This window comes from Clostridium mucosae, assembly GCF_024622765.1.
In the GTDB taxonomy this organism is placed as follows: domain Bacteria; phylum Bacillota; class Clostridia; order Clostridiales; family Clostridiaceae; genus Clostridium.
Genome location: NZ_JANKAF010000018.1, coordinates 41,126 through 61,211, shown reverse-complemented (window position 1 = coordinate 61,211; position 20,086 = coordinate 41,126). Strand labels below are relative to the sequence as shown.

Sequence of the window (20,086 nt, the reverse complement as noted above, 5' to 3'; positions counted from 1 at the left end):
GCCCTTTAAAATTTTATTGATTTGGTTTTTCGCCTTGAGGTTTTTCAGGATTATTTTCTCCATTTGCTGGTGGCGTTGTTTCATTTCCTCCGCTTGCTGGTGGATTAGTTGTTTCGTTTCCTCCATTTACTGGCGGTTTTGTTGTTTCATTTCCCCCATTTGCTGGTGGATTAGTTGTACCATTTCCTCCACTTGCTGGTGGATTACTTGTTCCTCCTGTCGGTGGATTAGTTGTTCCTCCACTTGCTGGTGGTTTTACAACATCCCTATCTGGAGTTGGCTCTGGAATAGCATCTGTATTTTTATCATTATATTCTTCTGGTTTGATGTTGTATAAAGAATTATATCTAGCTTCTTCTGCATTATAAGCTGCAGCAACATTTTCAACTGATAATAAATCAAATTCTTCTGGATTAGGTAGTTTATTATTAAAAATAAAGTCATGCAGAACCTTAGAATTTTGTTCTAAATCTATTAATAAACACCATCCTCTATCCTTATATAGATTGTCCCTTGCAATAAGCTCTGTTTGTGGTATTTGTAATTGCTCAAAGTCTAAGCTTGGTAACTTATAAATTGTATAAGCTAAATTTAAAGCTTCTGGTATATCTATGTTAGTTTTAACATGCTCTGATAAAGTATTAGCTATGCTTACATATTTTAAAGGATTTACTTCCTTTAAATTTTTAGCAACTTCATGTAATACTTTACTTTGCCTTTGTCCTCTTTCAAAATCTCCATTTCCAACATATCTTATTCTTGCATAAGATAGAGCTTGTTGTCCATTTACTTTTTGAAGTCCTGTTTCAGTAATTGGAGGAGAATTCACTCCTGTTGATTCACCTATATATTTATTCACTTCATCTATTTCATAATCTTTTATATCTACTTCAATTCCACCAATTTCATCTATTATAGCTTCAAACCCCCAAAAGTTTACTATAATATATTTATCTAAATGTAAATTGAAGTTTTCTTCTATAGTCTCCATTACTAAGGCTGCTCCACCTTCAGCTCCTTTAAGTTTTCCATTTTCATCTTCTTCAGAACTTCCAAATGCAAATGCAGCATTAATTTTATTTTCTCCATATTCAGGTATGTTAACTACTGTATCTCTCATTATTGATGTTAACTTAACTTTTTTATTGTTATTATCTAATGTAGCTACAATAATTGAATCCGATCTTGCTGGCTCATCTAAGGTTCTTCCATCAGTTCCTATTAATAAAACATTTGTAATTCCATCTACCTCATTGTAGCTAGTTTCATTCTTATTTTCCGGCTTATATTCTACATAAATTTTATTTCTAATATGATTATAATACCCCCAACCTGTCGCTATAAGTATTGCTACTACTGCTAATATGCTTATGATAGATATTAATATAATTTTCTTTTTATTTCTTTTTTTAATTTTCTTTTTACTATTAGAACTTTTTCTTTTCACTGAATCATTTTCGCTCATCCTAATTCCTCCCTCTACTCTATTATTATATAACCAAGACCTCTATTTTTACAACAATATCCATTACATTATACTAAATTTATTTGTCATCTTTGTTACAAATATATAACAAACTATATTATTCTTCATATTTATATTATTTATATCATTTATTTACATCATTCATACGAAAATGTATCTTTTTTTAAAGATTAATTCCTCTTCTAACCTCTATATTAGCATTTGCTATATTACGAAATTTAATCTTAATCATAAATATCTATATAAAATAATATACTTTTTTTATTTTATGCAGTTTAAATTTATACTTATTTGTCAATAATAGGAACAAGGGGTGATAAATATGGATAATTTAAATAATAAATCAAACTTCAAATCCACTAAAAAGAATATTAGTAAAAAACAAAAAGCTGCTATGTTGGTTTCATTTGTTTCATTATTAGCAATTTGCTTTTGCTTAAGTTACTTTATAACCGATTATGTAACTAATCCAAATAGAGATATAAATAATGCAGAAGCTCAAAATGAAACTGTATATAGTGAAAATAATAAATATTTAGATGATAATATTTATATAATGCTAAAAACAAATGATAATATAGATATGGCTGAAAATCTAATTAATTTAAAAAGCAAATTAAATTTAAATGAAAATCTTACAAAAGAAGATTTGAGCGAAGAACTATCAGTTCAGGGATATGTTCTTTCCGAATGGGATAGTAATAAATTAGTTTATACAAGAGATACCGCTATAAATACAAGTAAATTTGAATCTAATAAATACTATTTAGGCGAAGAAAATGGATTTATAAGCTTATTCAAAACAGATTCTAATGGTAATATAATTGAATCTGAAAAAAAGGTTTACTCTGATTCTAAGCCATTATCAAATTTACCAGAAATAGATCAAAACTATATTAAAGATAATAAATTTTCTTTTGATACAAGAGAAGAAGCACTACAAAAGTTAAGTGAAATGATATCATAATAAATACCTTCATTAACATAAAAAGGGGCATATGCTCCTTTTTTTTATTTGATTATAGATAAAGAATAACAAATCTCAATAAGGGAATAAATAAATTATAAACTAATTTATTTAAGAAACACTCTTATTAATTTATAAGCATACATTCTAAATTTTATTCATAATCCTAAATAATAGTGGAAATGCTGGGGCTTTACAAATCAAATACTATCTAAATTATATGTAAAGATATATTATGAATAATAATTATATAGTATATTGATAAAATAATTATATATCTTTCCCCCAATTTTTAGATATATTAAATACTATATGAATAAATAGAATTTTTATATAAGTCAAAATAGAATTTATAATTTTTTTCTTTCTATTTTGATTTTTTTTCACATTTTAAGACAAAAAAGTATAATTATAATATGTATTTAGTTAATATTTTCATAATATATTTAAAAATTGTGTAATTGTAATATTTTTTTCACATTTTTTTATTTACATATCGATTTGAAGCTATTAATATATATTTATTGCCCTAAAAAAATTATTCCAAATCGGAGGTTTGTTTTATGAATATTAGTATTATTGATATGCCTATATTCTATGGATGTGATAATCCTGGAGTTGAAAATGGGCCAAAAATTTTAAGAGAGAACAACCTTCTAGATATCTTTAATAAAAGCCACCAAGTCTGTGATATGGGCGAAGTTCATGTAAAAAATGTTTCTTCAAATGATAAATACGCAGCTAACGCAAAAATGAAGTATTTAGATGAAGTTGTGAGATCAAATGTTGGACTAGCTGATAAAGTTTATGAGTCATTAAGTAAGTCATATCTTCCTTTAGTTATAGGTGGAGATCATTCACTTGCTATAGGTAGTGTTGCTGGCTCAAGTAAATTTTTTGATGAAGATCTTGCAGTAGTTTGGGTGGATGCTCATGGTGATATAAATACACACGAGACTTCCCCATCTGGAAACATTCACGGAATGCCTTTAGCTAGTTCCATGGGAATAGGCCATGAAATTTTGACTAACCTTTATTCTTCTAGCAAAAAGGTTAAACCTGAAAATGTATTTTTATTAGGTTGCAGAGACTTAGATTTAGGTGAACTTGAATTAATCAAGGAATATAATCTTAACGTATGGACCATGAAAGATATTAAAACTAAGGGCATAGACATTGTATTAAAAGAACTTTTAGAAGCTTTAAAAATGAGAAATGTAAAAAATATTCATTTTAGCTTTGATATTGATAGCCTAGATCCTTCTTATGTTCCAGGAACAGGAACTCCAGTAGAAGATGGATTAACCTTCTCAGAAGGAAAACAAGTAATTGAAACTATAATAAACACTTCATTAGTTAGAGCTATGGATTTTGTAGAATTTAATCCAGCCTTAGATGATAATAAAAAGACATTAGAAACTTGTCTTGAATTATTAAAGGTAATTTCTAAAGCTTTTGAAGGAAAATAAATAAGAAAAATAGCTAATAGATTTCTATTAGTTATTTTTTTATTATTAAATATATCTCTTAGTTCCATAATTATGTTTTAGGACTTTCTTTAAATTTATGTTATTATATAATAAGAAACTTAATCTTAGGAGGATAAAATGAAACTACTATTTTTTGATACAGAAACAACTAGCATAAAGCCAGGTAATATATGTCAGTTAAGTTATATAGTTATAGATGCTTCAGTTAAACCACAAAAAACTACAGGAAAAAACTTTTTCTTCACAGTTGATAGTATGGATGAAGGTGCTGAAGCTATTCATGGATTTTCACTTGAAAAACTATATGACCTTTCAGAAGGTAAAGAATTTTTAGATTGTGTCCATGAGTTTATGCCAGATTTCTTTGATGCAGATTTTATAATAGGACATAATGTTCAATTCGATATAAAATTTTTAAAACATGAATTACAACAACTTTGGGAAGCAGGTCTTATAGATACAACTTGGGAGCCTAAAAATACATTTTGTACTATGGCATATTATAAGTCTCTTTGCAATTTACCAAGTCCATCTGGAAATATAAAAAATCCTAAACTTGCAGAAGTTATAGATTTTCTTCAAATTTCTGAGGATCAAATAGCAAATAAGGCAAATGAACTATTTGAGGGTAGTGGAAACTATCATGATGCTAGATTTGATACAGCAGCTACTTATTTGACAGTTATACAAGGTATGAAAAAAGGATTGATTCCTGCAGGATATTTTTCAAATCTATTAAAAAAATAATTTTTTAATAATAAATCCCTAGAAAAATTTCTAGGGATTTATTATTACTTAAAATAAGCTTTAAAATTCACTAAAAAACTTTTCTTTAAGTAATTTACACTTTTCTTTATCCATAGCTGGCGTTCCATCCAATCTATATTTTAATCCTAATGTTTCGTATTTATTTACACCTAATAAATGATATGGCAATAATTCTACCTTTTCAACATTTTTTAATGAATTAACAAACTCTTTAAGTTCTTGCATGTACTCTTCACTATCTGTCTTTCCTGGTACAACTACTTGTCTTATCCAAAGCTTAGTACCAGCATTTTTGCATGCTTCTAAAAATTTATTTGTTTCATCTATTTTAAAACCTGTCATGTCTTTATATCCAACTTCTGATAAATGCTTGACATCATATAATACTAAATCAGTATATTTTAAAATTTCATCATATTCTCCGAATCCTACACCTGATGTATCTAAACACGTATGTATTCCTTCTCCCTTACATTCCTTAAGAACATCTAATAAAAACTCTGATTGTCTTAATGGGTCTCCACCTGAAAAAGTAACTCCTCCTCCTGAAGTCGTAAAATAACTTTTAAATCTTTTTATTTTTTTAACTAATTCTTCTGAAGTATACTCATCACCTTCATTTTCACTCCATGTATCTGGGTTATGACAATAAAGACATCTTAATTTACACCCTTGAAAAAATACTACTACTCTAATCCCTGGTCCATCAACTAGCCCCATACTTTCAATTGAATGAATTCTACCTTTTAGCATATTTATCTTCTCCTCTTTTGGACAACTAACAACAAAATCATATTGTCTTATTTATTATAATTTTTATACAACAAATTGTCTATTATTTAAAGCGGATGTCTAAGACTCTCCTGTTTCATTAAAAATTATCTGAATTCATTTGCTTTTTTTAGTTACTATATTTTTAATAGAAAAGATATATCTACATCTAATAAATATATCTCATATGATTCCATATATTCTATTAAATTTCATAAATAACTTTCTATATTATATAGCTCCAAGATCCTTATATAGCTCCTAATTCTTTATATAGTTCCTTGCTTATATCTTCACCAGCAAACTTTTTAACAATTTCTACACAAAGTTCTATAATTCCAACCATATTTGAAGCAAACATTAATTTACCGTTATCAACAAATGATTTCTTAATTTCTATTGCACCTTCTATTTTCCATTTAGATTCAGGAATTGCAACTCCATTTATATCATTAAACTTATCGAGAAAATAGATTCCGTTAGAAAAAGTAGTTATATAATCACACTCATTATATCTTTCTCTTATATAATTCATCAGCACACTATCATTAGTAGCACTAGCTACCCCTACGCCCCCAGGAATTATAACTATATTAGGATTATACATATCTTTACTTGCTATTTTATCAACTGCTATATCTATATTATTTGATTTAATTTTTGCTTTACTTGATACGGAATGTATTTCAAAGTAATCATCTTCCAAAAGTTCATTTATCTTATTGAATATACTAAATGCAATTGAATATTCCATTATCTCTATATCATCGTAAACTAAAAGAGCAATCTTTTTCTTATTATTTATTTTACAATTTAAAAAATTATTCTTAGTTAATTTATATGTGTATTGCTTTCTAAAATTATTTATTTCTTCGAATCCAACTTTTTTCAATAAAGATTTAGCTTCACTTGTTTTTACTGTATCTATTATTGCTTCTCCACCGAACTCTAAAAAATAATACTCTAAAAGTAATCTTAAGGCTTCTTCTCCATATCCCATTCTTCTATATTCATGATGTATTTTTATATTTATTCTTGCCACCTTAGTTGCAGAATTATATCCATGAAAACTTACTTCCCCAATGGCCTTATCATCAGTAGTATACACCAAACAATAAAAGTTTTTTCCATCGGTAGGTTGCACCATTTTCTTGTAAAACATTTCCCATTTTTCTCTTGGAAATGAATATGCTTCACCAACCTCACCCATATTCTCTTTATTTCCCCATAATTCCTTAACAAAAGATAGCTCTTCAAAGCTAGGTTTCCTTATATACGCTATCTTTCCATTTCTTCTATATAAACTTAACTTTTCATTCATTATCTCACCTATAAATATTTACTTTATTCTTCCAGTTAATATATAGTCTACTATCTCATAAAATCCACGTTTTATCAAGATATATAGACTTAATATAAGAACTAAGTAATTTAAATTTAATATTTTTTTAATAATACTAATTAATCTTATTAGAGGTAATAATTTGAAAATATTGATTTCTTCTGCATTTTAAAGATATAATAATTTTCAGTAATTTCAAACACCTTATTTTTTATTTAGTATTTCTAAACTTTTAGTGTTGTTTTATTAAACTAAATTTTTAAGCAATCTAATATACTTTAATAGAATCAACACTTCTAGAAAAATTTTAGAGGAAATTTTTTATATGTTTTTTTATAAAAAATATTGATTTATATCAAATTAAAATATATAATATCTATTGTTTGTTTAGTAATTTTAAACCTAAGGTTTAGTATTATAAAATTTATTAAAGTAGAGGTGTAGTTGTGGAAATCGGAGAAAAGATACGTAGATTACGTATTGAAAAGCAATTAACTCAAGAAGAACTTGCTAATAGATGTGAATTATCTAAAGGATTCATATCCCAAGTAGAAAATGATTTAACTTCTCCATCAATAGCAACATTAATAGATATATTAGAAATACTAGGAACTAATCTTACAGAGTTCTTTAGTGATGCTAGCGAGGAAAAGGTTACATATACATATGAAGATATGTTTGAAACTGAAAATGAAGATTTAAGATATAAGCTAATGTGGCTTATACCAAATGCTCAAAAAAATGAAATGGAACCAATTATGATAACTTTAGAACCAGGTGGGCAATATATAGAAGAAGAGCCTCATGAGGGTGAAGAATTTGGTTTTGTTTTATCTGGAACTATAATATTACATTTAGGCAAAAAGAAGTTCAAAGTTAAAAAGGGCGAAAGCTTCTATTTTAAGCCTAGGTCTAATCACTATATTTCAAATGGGGGAAAAACACAAGCCAAAGTTATTTGGGTAAGTACTCCACCATCATTTTAAATCTATAGAAAGAGGTGTTTATTTTGAAACAAAATATAATTGAAATGAAAGGTGTTTCTAAAACTTTTGAAAATAATTGTGTTTTAGACAACCTTTCATTAAACATTAAAAAGAATGAATTTTTAACATTACTTGGCCCTAGTGGATGTGGAAAAACAACAACATTAAAAATAATTGCTGGATTTGAAGATGCAGATAAAGGTGAAGTTTTATTTAATGGAACTGATATTTCAACTTTACCTCCATATAAAAGGCAAGTAAACACCGTATTCCAAAAATATGCTTTATTTCCTCATATGAATGTATATGAAAATGTAGCTTTTGGATTAAAAATTAAAAAGACTCCTAAAAATGAAATAGATTCAAAAGTTAAAGAAATGCTTAAATTAGTTTCTTTAGAAGGATTTGAAAAAAGAAGCGTTGATTCTTTAAGTGGTGGACAACAACAAAGAGTTGCCATTGCAAGAGCTCTAATTAATGAACCTGAAATTCTTCTTTTAGATGAACCTCTTGGCGCACTTGATTTAAAACTTAGAAAAGAAATGCAAATTGAGCTTAAAAGAATACAACAAAGACTTGGAATTACTTTCATATTTGTAACACATGATCAAGAAGAAGCATTAACTATGTCTGATACTATCATTGTTATGAATAAAGGTAAAATTCAACAAATGGGTTCTCCTGAAGATATTTATAATGAGCCTGCTAATGCTTTTGTTGCTGACTTTATAGGTGAAAGTAACATTTTAGATGGTACTATGTTAGAAGATTTTAAAGTAGAATTTTGTAATACAACTTTCGAATGTGTTGATAAAGGATTTGACCAAAACGAATTAATTGATGTAGTTATAAGACCAGAGGATATAAAAATCGTATCTCCTGATAAAGGAATGCTAAAAGGAATTGTTAAATCTATAATTTTTAAAGGTGTTCATTATGAAATAGAAGTTGAAGAAGGAAACAATACATGGATAATCCATAATACTAAATTTGCAGAAGTAAATTCTGTTATAGGATTAGATATTTATCCAGAAGATATTCATATTATGAGAAAGGTTGCAAATAATGAGTAAAGCAAAAAAAGCTAATAGAAACTTTGCTGCATCTCCTTTCATAATCTGGAGTGCATTATTTATTGTAATTCCTTTATTAATAGTTTTATTCTTCGGCTTTACTGTAACAACACCTGAAGGAGATTATGCATTCTCCCTAGAAAACTTTACAAGACTACTTCAACCTCAATACATAAAAGTTTTCGGAAGAAGCTTATGGCTTGCTTTATTATCTACTATCTGGTGCCTAGTTTTAGGATATCCTGTTGCATATATTATATCTAAAATGAAGCCTTCTAAAGGTAACATTTTAATAATGCTTTTTATAGTACCTATGTGGATGAATTTCTTACTTAGAACTTATGCTTGGTTACCTATCTTAGGTAAAAACGGATTTATAAATAATATTCTTGGCTATTTCGGAGTTGGTCCTTTTACCTTCTTATATAATGATGGCGCTGTAATTCTTGGTATGATTTATAATTTCTTACCATTCATGGTACTTCCAATATATACTGTTTTATCAAAAATGGATAAGGACTTATTAAATGCAGCTGCTGATTTAGGTGCAAATAGAAGTGAAGTATTTAGAAAGATAGTACTTCCATTGAGCATGCCTGGAGTAGTTTCAGGAATAACTATGGTATTTATGCCTGCTGTTTCTACATTTGTAATTTCAAGATTACTTGGTGGTGGACAATATATGCTTTTAGGTAACTTAATAGAGCAACAATTTACTATGATGGGTGATTGGAACTTTGGTTCATCTATTTCAATATTTATGATGATAATAATATTAATTTCTATGGCTATAATGAGTAAATTTGATAATTCTGATTCTAAAGAAGGAGGCGGTCAATTATGGTAAAAAAGTTTGAAAATTTTATTAAGAAATTTTATTTATTACTTGTATTCATATTTTTATATACGCCTATAGTTGCCTTAATAGTCTTCTCCTTCAATGATTCTAAGACTATGGGAAAATGGTCTGGATTTACATTGAAATGGTATGGCGAGCTTTTTAAGAACGAAAGAATCATGCAAGCTTTATTCTTTACAGTTGTTATAGCTATAATTTCTTCTGTCGTGGCCACAGTAATTGGTACATTAGCAGCTATTGGTATAAATAAAATGAAAGGACCTAAGAAGGCTCTTTTATTAAATATAAATTATTTACCTGTATTAAATCCTGATATAGTAACCGGTATTGCCTTAATGAGCTTATTTATATTCATAAGACCACTTACAAAATTAGATTTTGGATTTACTACTATGCTGCTAGCTCATATTACATTTAATATTCCATATGTAATCTTAGCTGTTTTGCCAAAGCTTAGACAATTACCTGAGAATGTTGAAGAAGCTGCATTAGACTTAGGTGCTACACCATCTTATACATTAAGAAAAATAATATTACCTCAAATTAAGCCTGGTATCTTTGCTGGTATGCTAATGGCATTTACAATGTCTATTGATGATTTTGTTATTAGTTTCTTTACAGCTGGTCCAGGAGTTACAAACCTTTCTATAGAAATATTTGCTATGGCAAGAAGAGGTATTAAACCTGAAATTAATGCTCTTTCTACTTTAATGTTTGTGACTGTTCTAACTCTTCTATTAATTGCTAATAGAAAAGAATTTACATCAAGAGGTGATAAAATTGAAGAAGCTTAAAAAGTCTATTGCTATTTTATCTTCATTATTTTTAATATCTTCATCTTTTGTAGGATGTTCTAAAAATGAAGATAGTTCTAAAAGCACAAGAACTCTTAATGTATTTAATTATGGAGATTACATAAATGAAGATTTAATTGCAAAATTTGAAGAAGAAACTGGTATAGATGTAATTTATGATACTTATGAGTCTAATGAAATTATGTATCAAAAGGTGAAAAATAGCCCTGGAACATATGATTTAATTTTCCCTTCTGATTATATGGTTGAAAAAATGATAAATGAAGATATGTTAGAAAAAATTGATTTTAATAACATACCTAACTATGTGAATATTGGTGAAGACTTTAAAAACCTTCCTTATGATCCTAACAATGAATACTCTGTTCCTTATATGTGGGGAACAATAGGAATAATATATGATGCTGATAAAGTTGATGATCCTGTAGATAGCTGGGATATTTTATGGAATCCTAAATATAAAGGTGAAATATTTATGTTTGATTCAATAAGAGATACGCTTGCTATTTCCTTAGTTAAACTTGGTTATTCTTTAAATTCAGTTGATAAAGATGAATTAGATGAAGCTGCAAATGAATTAATTAAACAAAAGCCTTTAGTTCAATCGTATGTCATGGATGAAGTTAAGGATAAAATGATTAATGGAGAAGCTACTTTTGCTACTGTTTATTCTGGCGATGCTATTTTTATTCAAGAAGAAGCTCCTGATTTAAACCTTCAATATATAGTTCCAAAAGAAGGTTCTAATAAATGGTTTGATGTTATGGTTATACCAAAAGGCGCTAAGCATAAATCAGAAGCTGAAGAATTTATAAACTTCTTATCAGATCCTGAAAATGCAAAAGAAAATGTTGAATATATAGGTTATGCAACACCTAATACAGCTGCCTATAAATTGTTAGATGAAGAAACTCAAGAAGATGAAACTGTTTATCCAGCTGAAGAAGTTCTTGATAAATGTGAAATATTTAAAGATTTAGGAAATAAAATAAAACTATATGATGATGCATGGTTAAAAGTAAAGATAGACTAAAAACTTTTAACAGTAGTTTTTTAAATAACAAAAACATGGTAGCCTTTCATTAAGAAATGCTACCATATTTTTTAAAATTTTATATACTAAATTAAGTATTCTCTACAATATATTTTTTAAGTTTATAAATTTGAATTTCCAAACCATAATTTAATCTCTCTTTTAGCACTTTCTATGCTATCAGAAGCATGAACACAATTTTCTCTATTGTTTGCTGCATATAATTGTCTTATAGTTCCTTCTTTAGCTTCTTTCGGGTTGGTACTTCCATTAATTTTTCTTATTTTTTCAATTGCATTGTCTCCCTCTAATATTAATGCACATAGTGGTCCTTTAGTAATAAAAACTATCAATGGTTCAAAAAAACTTTTTCCAATATGTTCTTCATAATGTCTACACGCAAATTCCTTAGATATCGTTTCCATTTTCAGCGCAGTTACTTTGAGATCATTTTCCTCATATTTACTAATAATCTTTCCTATTAGGTTTTTCTCTACAGCATCTGGCTTTATAAGTACTAATGACTTTTCCATAAAACTCCCCCTCTTTTTTTAAATTCTCATCTAAATTATACCATTTTTTATATAAAATAATAATCCTCTCTTCATAATAATATTGTAGATATGTTATAATTTTTATAACTATTCTAATAAAGGAGTGAGATTATGGTCAGATATTATATTATTGTTAAAGGTAGGGTTCAAGGCGTTGGATTTAGATATTTTTGTCAAATGAATGCAACTAACCTTAACTTAACAGGATGGGTTCGTAATATGGATAATGGTATGGTAGAAATGGAAGTTCAAGGTGATGATAAGATATTAGTGAAATTTATTAGTATAATAAGTAAAGGAAATTATTTTATAAGAATAGATTCAATATCTAAGAAAGAAATTGATTTAGTTCCATCAGAAACTAAATTTAAAATAAAATAGAGCATTAGTTTTCCAATGCTCTATTTTTGCTTTCTTTGTACCTCAGTATCATATAACATTAAATTATTTTCTTGAATAACTCTTATTAATTTATCTCCATAAATTAAATTCCCTTCTTCATCTTTTGCAGTACTATAGCCGGCATTTTCTAAAGCTTGTGCTTGTTCTTTATAACTTTTAGCTTCAAATAATCCATTTGCAGAATATCTTTCATTTTCCCATAAAAATTTACCATGATCTTTTATAGATGATTTTATATCTTTATATGATCTAAATGCTCCAACAATAACATCATCATAATTTTCTTTAGTTTCAAGATCAACACTATCTCCGCTCCATCTTTCGTCAGCTTTTATACCAAAAAGATTATTATACTGCGATGATAATTTAGACTCTCCCCATCCTGATTCTAAAATAGCTTGAGCAATCGTAACTGAAGGTAGTATCCCATAGCTTTCATAATTATCAAAAGCAATCTCTGATATATTATCTATGAATTCAAGTTTAGAATTATCTTTTACTAACTCTCTATTAATATAATTATTTTTTAGTCCTTCAAGATATTTATTCGCTTTTTCTTCTTCCTCATTATTTAATTTTAAGGATTTAACTACTGATTTAAAGCTATTTAAGTCAGCAACATTCCCGTTATTATCCTTTTTATAAAATGAATTTACTATTTTACTTATAACATCATTATCTATCTCAAAATTTCCATTATTTATGGCTCCACTTATTGAAGCTATTTCTTGCCAATTTAATTGAAATCCTCCACTACTTGCGTCATCACATATATTTATATATTTAATTATATCATCATTTGAAAGTAACGTTTCTTCACTACCATTATTAATAAATTTAGATGTTATAAATACTAATGTGCTTATAAATGTAACAATAAAAATTATCATTAATAATATTTTCTTTATACCACCTTTAATATAATTCTCCTTATAATCACCTATACCTTTATATGTACCTTTATACTCCAAAAACTCACCTCCAAAATAGTTTTCTATATAAATATATACATCCATTATAAACAATATTTTATTTATATAAAGTTTATTATAAAAATTTAATTAATATTTAATAAACTAATATTATATTTACTTAAATTTATGCTAATTTACTAAAATATGTTTATTAACTCTTGAAAATTCTACCAATTCTATTTATATAGATTATTAATCAAACCATATAAAATATAAAATTCAATATCTATAAATTACTACTTAGCTTTCTAAGTTAATCACTCTTTTATTTATATAAAAAAGGTGGATTTCTCCACCTTAAACTGTCATTTTCTCTTCAACTGCTGAATTATCTTTTTCTTTTAAATCATGAAAAAATCTTTCTGTCTCTAAAATTATTACATGTCTCAATCCTATCAATCCAATTAGATTGGGAAATGCCATAAGTCCATTAACTATATCTGCTATAATAAAAATCATCTCTAATGGTAAAAAAGGTCCTACTGCTACAAAGGCTATAAAAATAACTTTATAAGGTTTTATTCCCTTTACACCAAATAGATATTCTATACATCTCTCACCATAATAATTCCATCCTAATATAGTTGTAAATGCAAAGAACATCAGTCCTATATTAACTATATACTTTCCTAATAAAGCTATTGGTAATCCATTTTCAAAAGCTGCTGTAGTTAAAGCGGCACCTTCCAAATTTCCACTAAAGCTTCCTGTAACAACTATAACTAGCCCTGTCATTGTACAAATTATTATCGTATCAATAAATGTTCCTGTCATTGAAATTAATCCTTGTTTAACAGGGGACTTTGTTTTTGCTGCCGCAGCTGCTATAGGAGCACTACCAAGCCCTGCTTCATTTGAAAATACTCCTCTTCCAATTCCTCTTTGCATAGCAATTGAAATTGTTATTCCTACAGCTCCACCTAAGGCTGCTTCAGGATTGAATGCACTCCTTATTATTAAACTAATAGCTGACGGTATTTTTGTAAAATTAAAACCTAAAACCAATATAACTCCTACTATATATAGTATAGCCATGAAAGGAACAACTTTTTCTGATACACTTGAAATTCTTTTTATTCCTCCTAGAGTAACTAAAGCAACTAATATAGTAACTACTATTGCTGTTACTACTAATGGAATATTAAATCCTATTTGTGCAGCATCAGCAATTGACTTTACTTGTCCAAATGTCCCTATTCCAAGTAGAGCAACTCCTACCCCAAATATTGCAAATAATTTAGCTAACCAATTTAATCCTAAACCATTTTTTATATAATACATTGGTCCACCAGACATTTGTCCATTCTCATCTACTTCTCTATATTTTATAGCAAGTAATCCTTCTGCATATTTAGTTGCCATACCAAAAAATGCTGCTATCCACATCCAAAATAATGCCCCTGGTCCTCCAGCTTTAATTGCAGTAGCGACTCCAACTATATTCCCTGTTCCTATAGTTGCTGATAAAGCGGTGCATAATGCTCCATAACTAGATACATCACCTTTTGCATCTTGATCATTATCTTCCTCTTTTGAAAATATATATCTTAGTGCTAAAGGTAATTTAAATATTTGCAGAAGCTTTAATCTCCATGTCAAATATATTCCTGTCCCTACTAGCAGTATTAATAAAGGTGGTCCCCATATTATACTATCAATAGTACTTAAAATTGATTGAATTTGATTTAACATAAAAAAATCCCCCTTAAATTGAAATTTACGGAGGAGAATAGATAGGTAAATAAGCCCTAAAAAATAATAAAACTTTATAGACCTATCTTATCCCCTGTCCTTTTACCTGAGAGTTTCAATAATTTAAAATTTAAATTATCTTGCTCCTTCGGTGCTCATCTCTGAGTCTCTCCAGAGGTTCGTCCAATAGCGGTCCTAATACCTGAAAGATTTACTTCTTCGGTGGATTTATCTAAAAATCTCTCTCCCACTACCTTCAACCGAACATTATTAAATTGTATTATAATTATATACGCTTATACTAAAAATTTCAACTATTCTTTGTATTAATTATAAAATATCAACTTAATAATTTTTAATTTTATAATTATTAACATTTAACATATTAATAATTTTATATCTTTTATGACTTATATATTTTAATAAATTAGCATTTTTTGCATCTTTTATTTCAGTAATTATATTTTTTGCAAGAATTCCTTGATTTTTTAGAATATGGCTATATACTATTTAGTAGGAATTAATAGTATATTTGAAAAGGAGTACCCATAATGGATATAACATTAACAAAGGATTACTTATCAAACCTTTATGGTAAAATAAGCCCTTTCGAATTTAAAGATAAATTAATAAAATTAGCTAACCTTAATAAAGAAAAATTTAATGGAAATATTTTAGATGCTGGTAGAGGTAATCCTAACTGGACTTCTTCAACACCTAGACAAGCCTTCTTCACTCTTGGGCAATTTGCAGTATTAGAATGCCAAAGAAACTTATGTATGGATGATTTAGCAGGTATGGTTAGCAAATCTGGTATTTATGAAAGATTTTTAGATTATTATAATAAGAATACTAATTTACCAGGAATTCATTTATTAAAAGAAATAATAAACTATTGTATTGATGAACTTAATTTTAATCCAGATGATTTTTTATTTGAAATTACTGATGGAATTATTGGTGATAACTATCCAGTTCCAGATAGAATGCTTATACATATGGAAAAGATAGTTAATAAATACTTACTAAAGGAATTATGTGGTGATACTAAATTTAATAATAAATTTGATGTTTTTGCTGTAGAAGGTGGAACTGCTGCAATGTGTTATATTTTTGATTCTCTAACAGCAAACAAGCTGTTAAATAAAGGTGATAAAATTGCTTTAATGACACCTATATTTACACCATACTTAGAAATTCCTCACTTACCTAATTATAATTTTGAAGTTGTAAGAATTCATGCAAATGAATTAGATGAAAATAATAATCCAACTTGGCAGTATCCAATTGAAGAATTAGAAAAACTTAAAGATACTGGCATAAAAGCATTATTTATTGTTAATCCAAATAATCCTGCTTCAATAGCATTAAGTTATGAATGTAAAAACAACTTAGTTAATGTAGTTAAAAACTACAATCCAAATTTAATGATAATAACTGATGATGTTTATTGTACATTTATAGATAATTTCAAATCTATAATTGCACATTTACCATACAATACATTAGGAGTGTACTCTTTATCAAAATACTTTGGTGTTACAGGTTGGAGACTTGGTACAATATTATTAAGTGAAAATAATGTATTTAATAATCTTTTATTAAATCTTTCTTCTGATGATAAAATTGAAATAAATAAAAGATATAAACATATGTCATCTAATCCTAATTATATAAAATTCATTGACAGATTAGTTGCAGATAGTAGACAAGTTGCCTTAAATCATACTGCTGGTTTATCAACTCCACAGCAAGTTCAAATGGCATTATTTTGTGCATTTGCTCTTGTTGATTCTAATAATAGGTATAAAAATTTCACTATTGAGATATGCAAAAAACGTAAAGCTTTATTATTTGAAGGTATGGAATTAGACCTAGTAGAAAATCCTAATGATGCTTCTTATTATACTGAATTAAACATAATTGATTGGGCAAGAAGTAAATTTAATGAAGATTTTGCTAACTATATATTATCAAATTATACGCCATTTGATATATTATATGATTTAGCTAAAAATTACTCTGTGATTCTATTAAATGGAGATGGATTTGCTTCTTCTGAATGGTCTCTAAGAGTTTCACTAGCTAATCTAAATGATAATTGCTACTATATAATAGGTAAAGTTTTAAGAAAAATTCTTGATGATTTACTTAAAGAATGGCAAGAAAATCAATGGTCAGAAGAAAAAGCTGAAAATTTATAAAACTATTTAATACTTTAATATATAATAAAAATCACAAAAATAAAGGTCGGGTTTATGCTCGACCTTTTCTAGTTTGTAATATATTAAAGTTGTTTATTATCATAGCCTTCGATAAAAATATTATCTGAATCTTACTTTTATGATACATATTTTATTGGAAATCATTTTTGTTAAAAAAATATTTATAGACAGTTGTAGTAGCTAATAAAATTGATGCGATAGTTAAGAACACATTAGAAATAACAGTTATTTCTTTATATGTGCAAAGAATTATTATTTGTATTACAAAAAAAATTATCGCTAACTTATATCCTAATTTTTCTATTTTCTTTTTAGTTACCATATAACTCCTCACATTTAAATATAAATAGAGAATAATTTAATACTCTTTCGAAATGCTTATTTAATATTACAATAACACAATTTTCAAATATATTCCATTTATTTTTTCTAATTTATTCACATTAAAAAATCACATTAAAGTTCACAACATTAATAAATTTATTAACGCTGCGAACTTGTTTTTAATTTACATGTGTTTTTTATAAAAAATAGCATTAAAACTAGTTAAATAGTTGCTTTAGAGCTATTTGAATTTGAATTTTAATGCTAAATTTAATGTGCTTTTAAATTTTCAACCCCAAATTTGAGCTCGCTGAAATAATCTAATATCTAATTTTCTAATTTCTATAAAGTCTATTTATAGCACTAAATACTGCTTTTATTGATGCTATAGTTATATTACTATCTACCCCTACTCCAAAAGTAACCTTAGAATTATCTAACCTTTTCATCTCAACATAAGCAGCTGCTTTAGCCTCTGATCCTTCTCCTAAAGAATGTTCTGCATAATCTAGTATTGTAGTTTTAATTAAATTACTTTTAATTAATGCTTTCTTTAATGAATCTATTGGTCCATTTCCTTCTGCTATAAAACTCTTTTCTTCTCCATTGAATAAGAATGTAACATCTATTTTAGTATTTTGTGATTCAATATTTAAACTATCACTATCTTCTATCTTAAATTTTAATAATTTAAATGGTCCTTCAACATCTAAATACTCTTCTTTAAATTTCTCCATAATTACCTTTGGTGATATTTCTCCACGTTTTTCTGTTATCTTTTGTATTATATCTCCAAACTCCTTATGCATACTCTTAGGCATCTTATACCCAAAATGGCTTTCTAAAACGAATGCTACTCCACCTTTTCCTGACTGACTATTTATCCTAACTAAGGCTTCATATTCTCTTCCTAAATCACTAGGGTCTATAGGTAAATATGGTACTTCCCATATATCACTATTTCTTTCTATATACTTTTTCATTCCTTTATTTATTGCATCTTGATGAGAACCTGAAAATGCAGTAAATACAAGTTCTCCTGCATAAGGATGCCTTATATGAACAGGTATTTTGCAACACTTTTCATATATATCTATTATTTTGTTTATATTGTCTAATTTTAGCTCAGGATCTATGCCATGAGAAAACATATTGTATGCTAAATTTAATATATCAACATTTCCTGTTCGTTCTCCATTTCCAAATAAAGTTCCTTCAACTCTATCTGCCCCTGCCAACATTGCAAGCTCTGCAGTTGCAACTCCTGTTCCTCTGTCATTATGTGGATGTACACTTAATATTAATCTATTTCTATTACTAAAATTTCTAGACATCCATTCTATTTGATCTGCAAATACATTAGGTGTATCCATTTCTACTGTAGATGGAAGATTTATTATTACTTTATTATCATTACTAGCTCCCCATGTATCTAATACAGCTTCACATACTTCAAGTGCATAATCAACCTCTGTTCCTGTAAAACTTTCTGGTGAATATTCTAAGTATAACTTTCCATTAAAAGAGTTTGCATACTCTTTTACTAATTTTGTTCCCTCTACTGCTATAGACTTTATTTCATCTTTGCTCATATTAAATACAACATCTCTTTGTAATATAGATGTGGAATTATATATATGAACTATAGCTTCTTTTACTCCTTCTAAAGCTTCAAAAGTCTTTTGTATTAAATGTGGCCTAGCTTGTGTTAAAACTTGAACCTTTACCCCTTCAGGAATCAAGTTATTTTCTACTAAAGTTCTTAAAAAATCAAACTCTATTTGAGATGCTGATGGAAATCCAACTTCTATTTCTTTAAATCCTAATTCTATTAAAAGATTAAACATTTTTATTTTTTCTTCTACTGTCATAGGATTAATTAATGCTTGATTTCCATCTCTAAGATCAACACTACACCATATAGGCGCTTTTTTAATTTCATTATCTGGCCATGTTCTTTCCTTTAACTTGATTGTTTGAAACCTTTTATACTTTTGATAATTCATTTTAATGCCCCCTTATTTATAAATACGGAAAGTTAAAAACCGCATAAACACACTCCTAATTGGAGCGATTTACGCGGTACCATCCAAGTTTTAACTTAATTGAAATAACGGCATAACAATGCCGACAAAACCTACTTCCCCATTCAGTCTTGTAGCTCCTGAGCGAGTTCAAAAGCGATAATATGCGGGCTCTCACCATCTCCCTACTCTCTTTAACATCTCTTACTTTCTACTATTCTCATTCTAAGCCTTTCAATATTGAGTTAATTAGTAATATACTATAATTTTATTTTTTTGTCAAATATTTCTAACTATAATT

18 protein-coding genes, 2 riboswitches and 1 other annotated feature are annotated in these 20,086 nt (G+C 27.6%); of the genes, 10 read left to right on the top strand and 8 right to left on the bottom strand.

Features of this window, described 5'->3' with window-relative positions; all coding sequences use genetic code 11:
- Window positions 1–13 precede the first annotated feature (13 nt).
- Entirely contained in the window at window positions 14–1,465 is a 1,452-nt protein-coding gene (locus NSA50_RS16165; protein ID WP_257446723.1) for an LCP family glycopolymer transferase, read from the bottom strand.
- A 343-nt stretch (window positions 1,466–1,808) separates the two neighbouring features.
- On the opposite strand from NSA50_RS16165, the gene NSA50_RS16160 reads away from it, so the two are divergent.
- The 3 genes from NSA50_RS16160 to NSA50_RS16150 all read left to right on the top strand — a co-directional run bounded on the left by NSA50_RS16160 (window position 1,809) and on the right by NSA50_RS16150 (window position 4,690).
- Window positions 1,809–2,453, top strand: a complete 645-nt coding sequence (locus NSA50_RS16160; RefSeq protein WP_195263319.1) for a hypothetical protein — start codon at window positions 1,809–1,811, stop codon at window positions 2,451–2,453.
- Between the two features lie 563 nt (window positions 2,454–3,016).
- On the top strand, window positions 3,017–3,922 hold the full coding sequence (rocF, locus tag NSA50_RS16155) for an arginase (protein WP_195263318.1): 906 nt from the start codon (window positions 3,017–3,019) through the stop codon (window positions 3,920–3,922).
- Between the two features lie 138 nt (window positions 3,923–4,060).
- A complete protein-coding gene (locus tag NSA50_RS16150; protein ID WP_195263317.1) occupies window positions 4,061–4,690 on the top strand; it encodes a 3'-5' exonuclease in 630 nt (209 codons plus the stop codon).
- Between the two features lie 60 nt (window positions 4,691–4,750).
- On the opposite strand, the gene pflA is transcribed toward NSA50_RS16150, so the two are convergent.
- Together pflA and NSA50_RS16140 are read right to left on the bottom strand one after the other, a co-directional pair.
- Window positions 4,751–5,464 (bottom strand): pyruvate formate-lyase-activating protein, encoded by a 714-nt coding sequence (gene pflA / locus NSA50_RS16145; protein ID WP_195263316.1) that lies wholly within the window; start codon window positions 5,462–5,464, stop codon window positions 4,751–4,753.
- A gap of 268 nt (window positions 5,465–5,732) precedes the next feature.
- On the bottom strand, window positions 5,733–6,803 hold the full coding sequence (locus NSA50_RS16140; RefSeq protein ID WP_195429459.1) for a GNAT family N-acetyltransferase: 1,071 nt from the start codon (window positions 6,801–6,803) through the stop codon (window positions 5,733–5,735).
- Between the two features lie 467 nt (window positions 6,804–7,270).
- Between NSA50_RS16140 and NSA50_RS16135 the strand changes: the two genes are divergently transcribed.
- Genes NSA50_RS16135 through NSA50_RS16115 form a run of 5 tightly spaced genes read left to right on the top strand, consistent with a single transcriptional unit; the run spans window position 7,271 to window position 11,590 of the window.
- Window positions 7,271–7,810 carry a helix-turn-helix domain-containing protein gene (locus tag NSA50_RS16135; protein ID WP_195263314.1) on the top strand — a complete coding sequence of 180 codons (540 nt, stop codon included), beginning with the start codon at window positions 7,271–7,273 and terminating at the stop codon, window positions 7,808–7,810.
- Between the two features lie 44 nt (window positions 7,811–7,854).
- A complete protein-coding gene (gene potA / locus NSA50_RS16130; protein ID WP_374940980.1) occupies window positions 7,855–8,883 on the top strand; it encodes a spermidine/putrescine ABC transporter ATP-binding protein in 1,029 nt (342 codons plus the stop codon).
- Complete coding sequence (locus NSA50_RS16125; protein ID WP_195263312.1) at window positions 8,876–9,730, top strand: ABC transporter permease; 855 nt, start codon at window positions 8,876–8,878, stop codon at window positions 9,728–9,730. Before potA ends, NSA50_RS16125 begins: the two co-directional genes overlap by 8 nt.
- Complete coding sequence (locus tag NSA50_RS16120) at window positions 9,724–10,536, top strand: ABC transporter permease (protein ID WP_195263311.1); 813 nt, start codon at window positions 9,724–9,726, stop codon at window positions 10,534–10,536. Before NSA50_RS16125 ends, NSA50_RS16120 begins: the two co-directional genes overlap by 7 nt.
- A complete protein-coding gene (locus NSA50_RS16115) occupies window positions 10,523–11,590 on the top strand; it encodes an ABC transporter substrate-binding protein (RefSeq protein ID WP_195263310.1) in 1,068 nt (355 codons plus the stop codon). The genes NSA50_RS16120 and NSA50_RS16115 overlap by 14 nt, the downstream gene beginning before the upstream one ends.
- 122 nt (window positions 11,591–11,712) lie before the next feature.
- Here NSA50_RS16115 and ndk read toward each other — a convergent pair whose 3' ends face one another.
- On the bottom strand, window positions 11,713–12,123 hold the full coding sequence (gene ndk / locus NSA50_RS16110) for a nucleoside-diphosphate kinase (protein WP_257446708.1): 411 nt from the start codon (window positions 12,121–12,123) through the stop codon (window positions 11,713–11,715).
- A gap of 132 nt (window positions 12,124–12,255) precedes the next feature.
- Here ndk and NSA50_RS16105 point away from each other — a divergent pair, with 132 nt between their 5' ends.
- Window positions 12,256–12,525 (top strand): acylphosphatase, encoded by a 270-nt coding sequence (locus NSA50_RS16105; RefSeq protein ID WP_195429457.1) that lies wholly within the window; start codon window positions 12,256–12,258, stop codon window positions 12,523–12,525.
- Between the two features lie 20 nt (window positions 12,526–12,545).
- On the opposite strand, the gene NSA50_RS16100 is transcribed toward NSA50_RS16105, so the two are convergent.
- Window positions 12,546–13,517 carry a glycoside hydrolase family 73 protein gene (locus tag NSA50_RS16100; RefSeq protein ID WP_195263307.1) on the bottom strand — a complete coding sequence of 324 codons (972 nt, stop codon included), beginning with the start codon at window positions 13,515–13,517 and terminating at the stop codon, window positions 12,546–12,548.
- Window positions 13,518–13,817: 300 nt separating this feature from the next.
- A complete protein-coding gene (locus NSA50_RS16095) occupies window positions 13,818–15,212 on the bottom strand; it encodes an alanine/glycine:cation symporter family protein (protein ID WP_195429455.1) in 1,395 nt (464 codons plus the stop codon).
- Window positions 15,213–15,303: 91 nt separating this feature from the next.
- Window positions 15,304–15,390: riboswitch (glycine riboswitch) on the bottom strand.
- 2 nt (window positions 15,391–15,392) lie between these two features.
- A riboswitch (glycine riboswitch) is annotated at window positions 15,393–15,472 on the bottom strand.
- Between the two features lie 291 nt (window positions 15,473–15,763).
- Between NSA50_RS16095 and aspD the strand changes: the two genes are divergently transcribed.
- Window positions 15,764–17,416, top strand: coding sequence for an aspartate 4-decarboxylase (gene aspD / locus NSA50_RS16090; protein WP_195429453.1), 1,653 nt, complete (start codon window positions 15,764–15,766; stop codon window positions 17,414–17,416).
- A gap of 151 nt (window positions 17,417–17,567) precedes the next feature.
- Here the strand turns inward: aspD and NSA50_RS16085 are convergent, their stop codons facing one another.
- Window positions 17,568–17,759: a hypothetical protein gene (locus NSA50_RS16085; RefSeq protein ID WP_195429451.1), complete on the bottom strand. Its 192-nt coding sequence runs from the start codon at window positions 17,757–17,759 to the stop codon at window positions 17,568–17,570.
- 337 nt (window positions 17,760–18,096) lie between these two features.
- The gene (leuA, locus tag NSA50_RS16080) at window positions 18,097–19,767 is read right to left on the bottom strand and encodes a 2-isopropylmalate synthase (RefSeq protein WP_195429449.1); all 1,671 of its coding nucleotides are present in this window, start codon (window positions 19,765–19,767) and stop codon (window positions 18,097–18,099) included.
- 57 nt (window positions 19,768–19,824) lie between these two features.
- Window positions 19,825–20,022: a binding site (T-box leader), on the bottom strand.
- Between the last annotated feature and the right edge of the window lie 64 nt (window positions 20,023–20,086).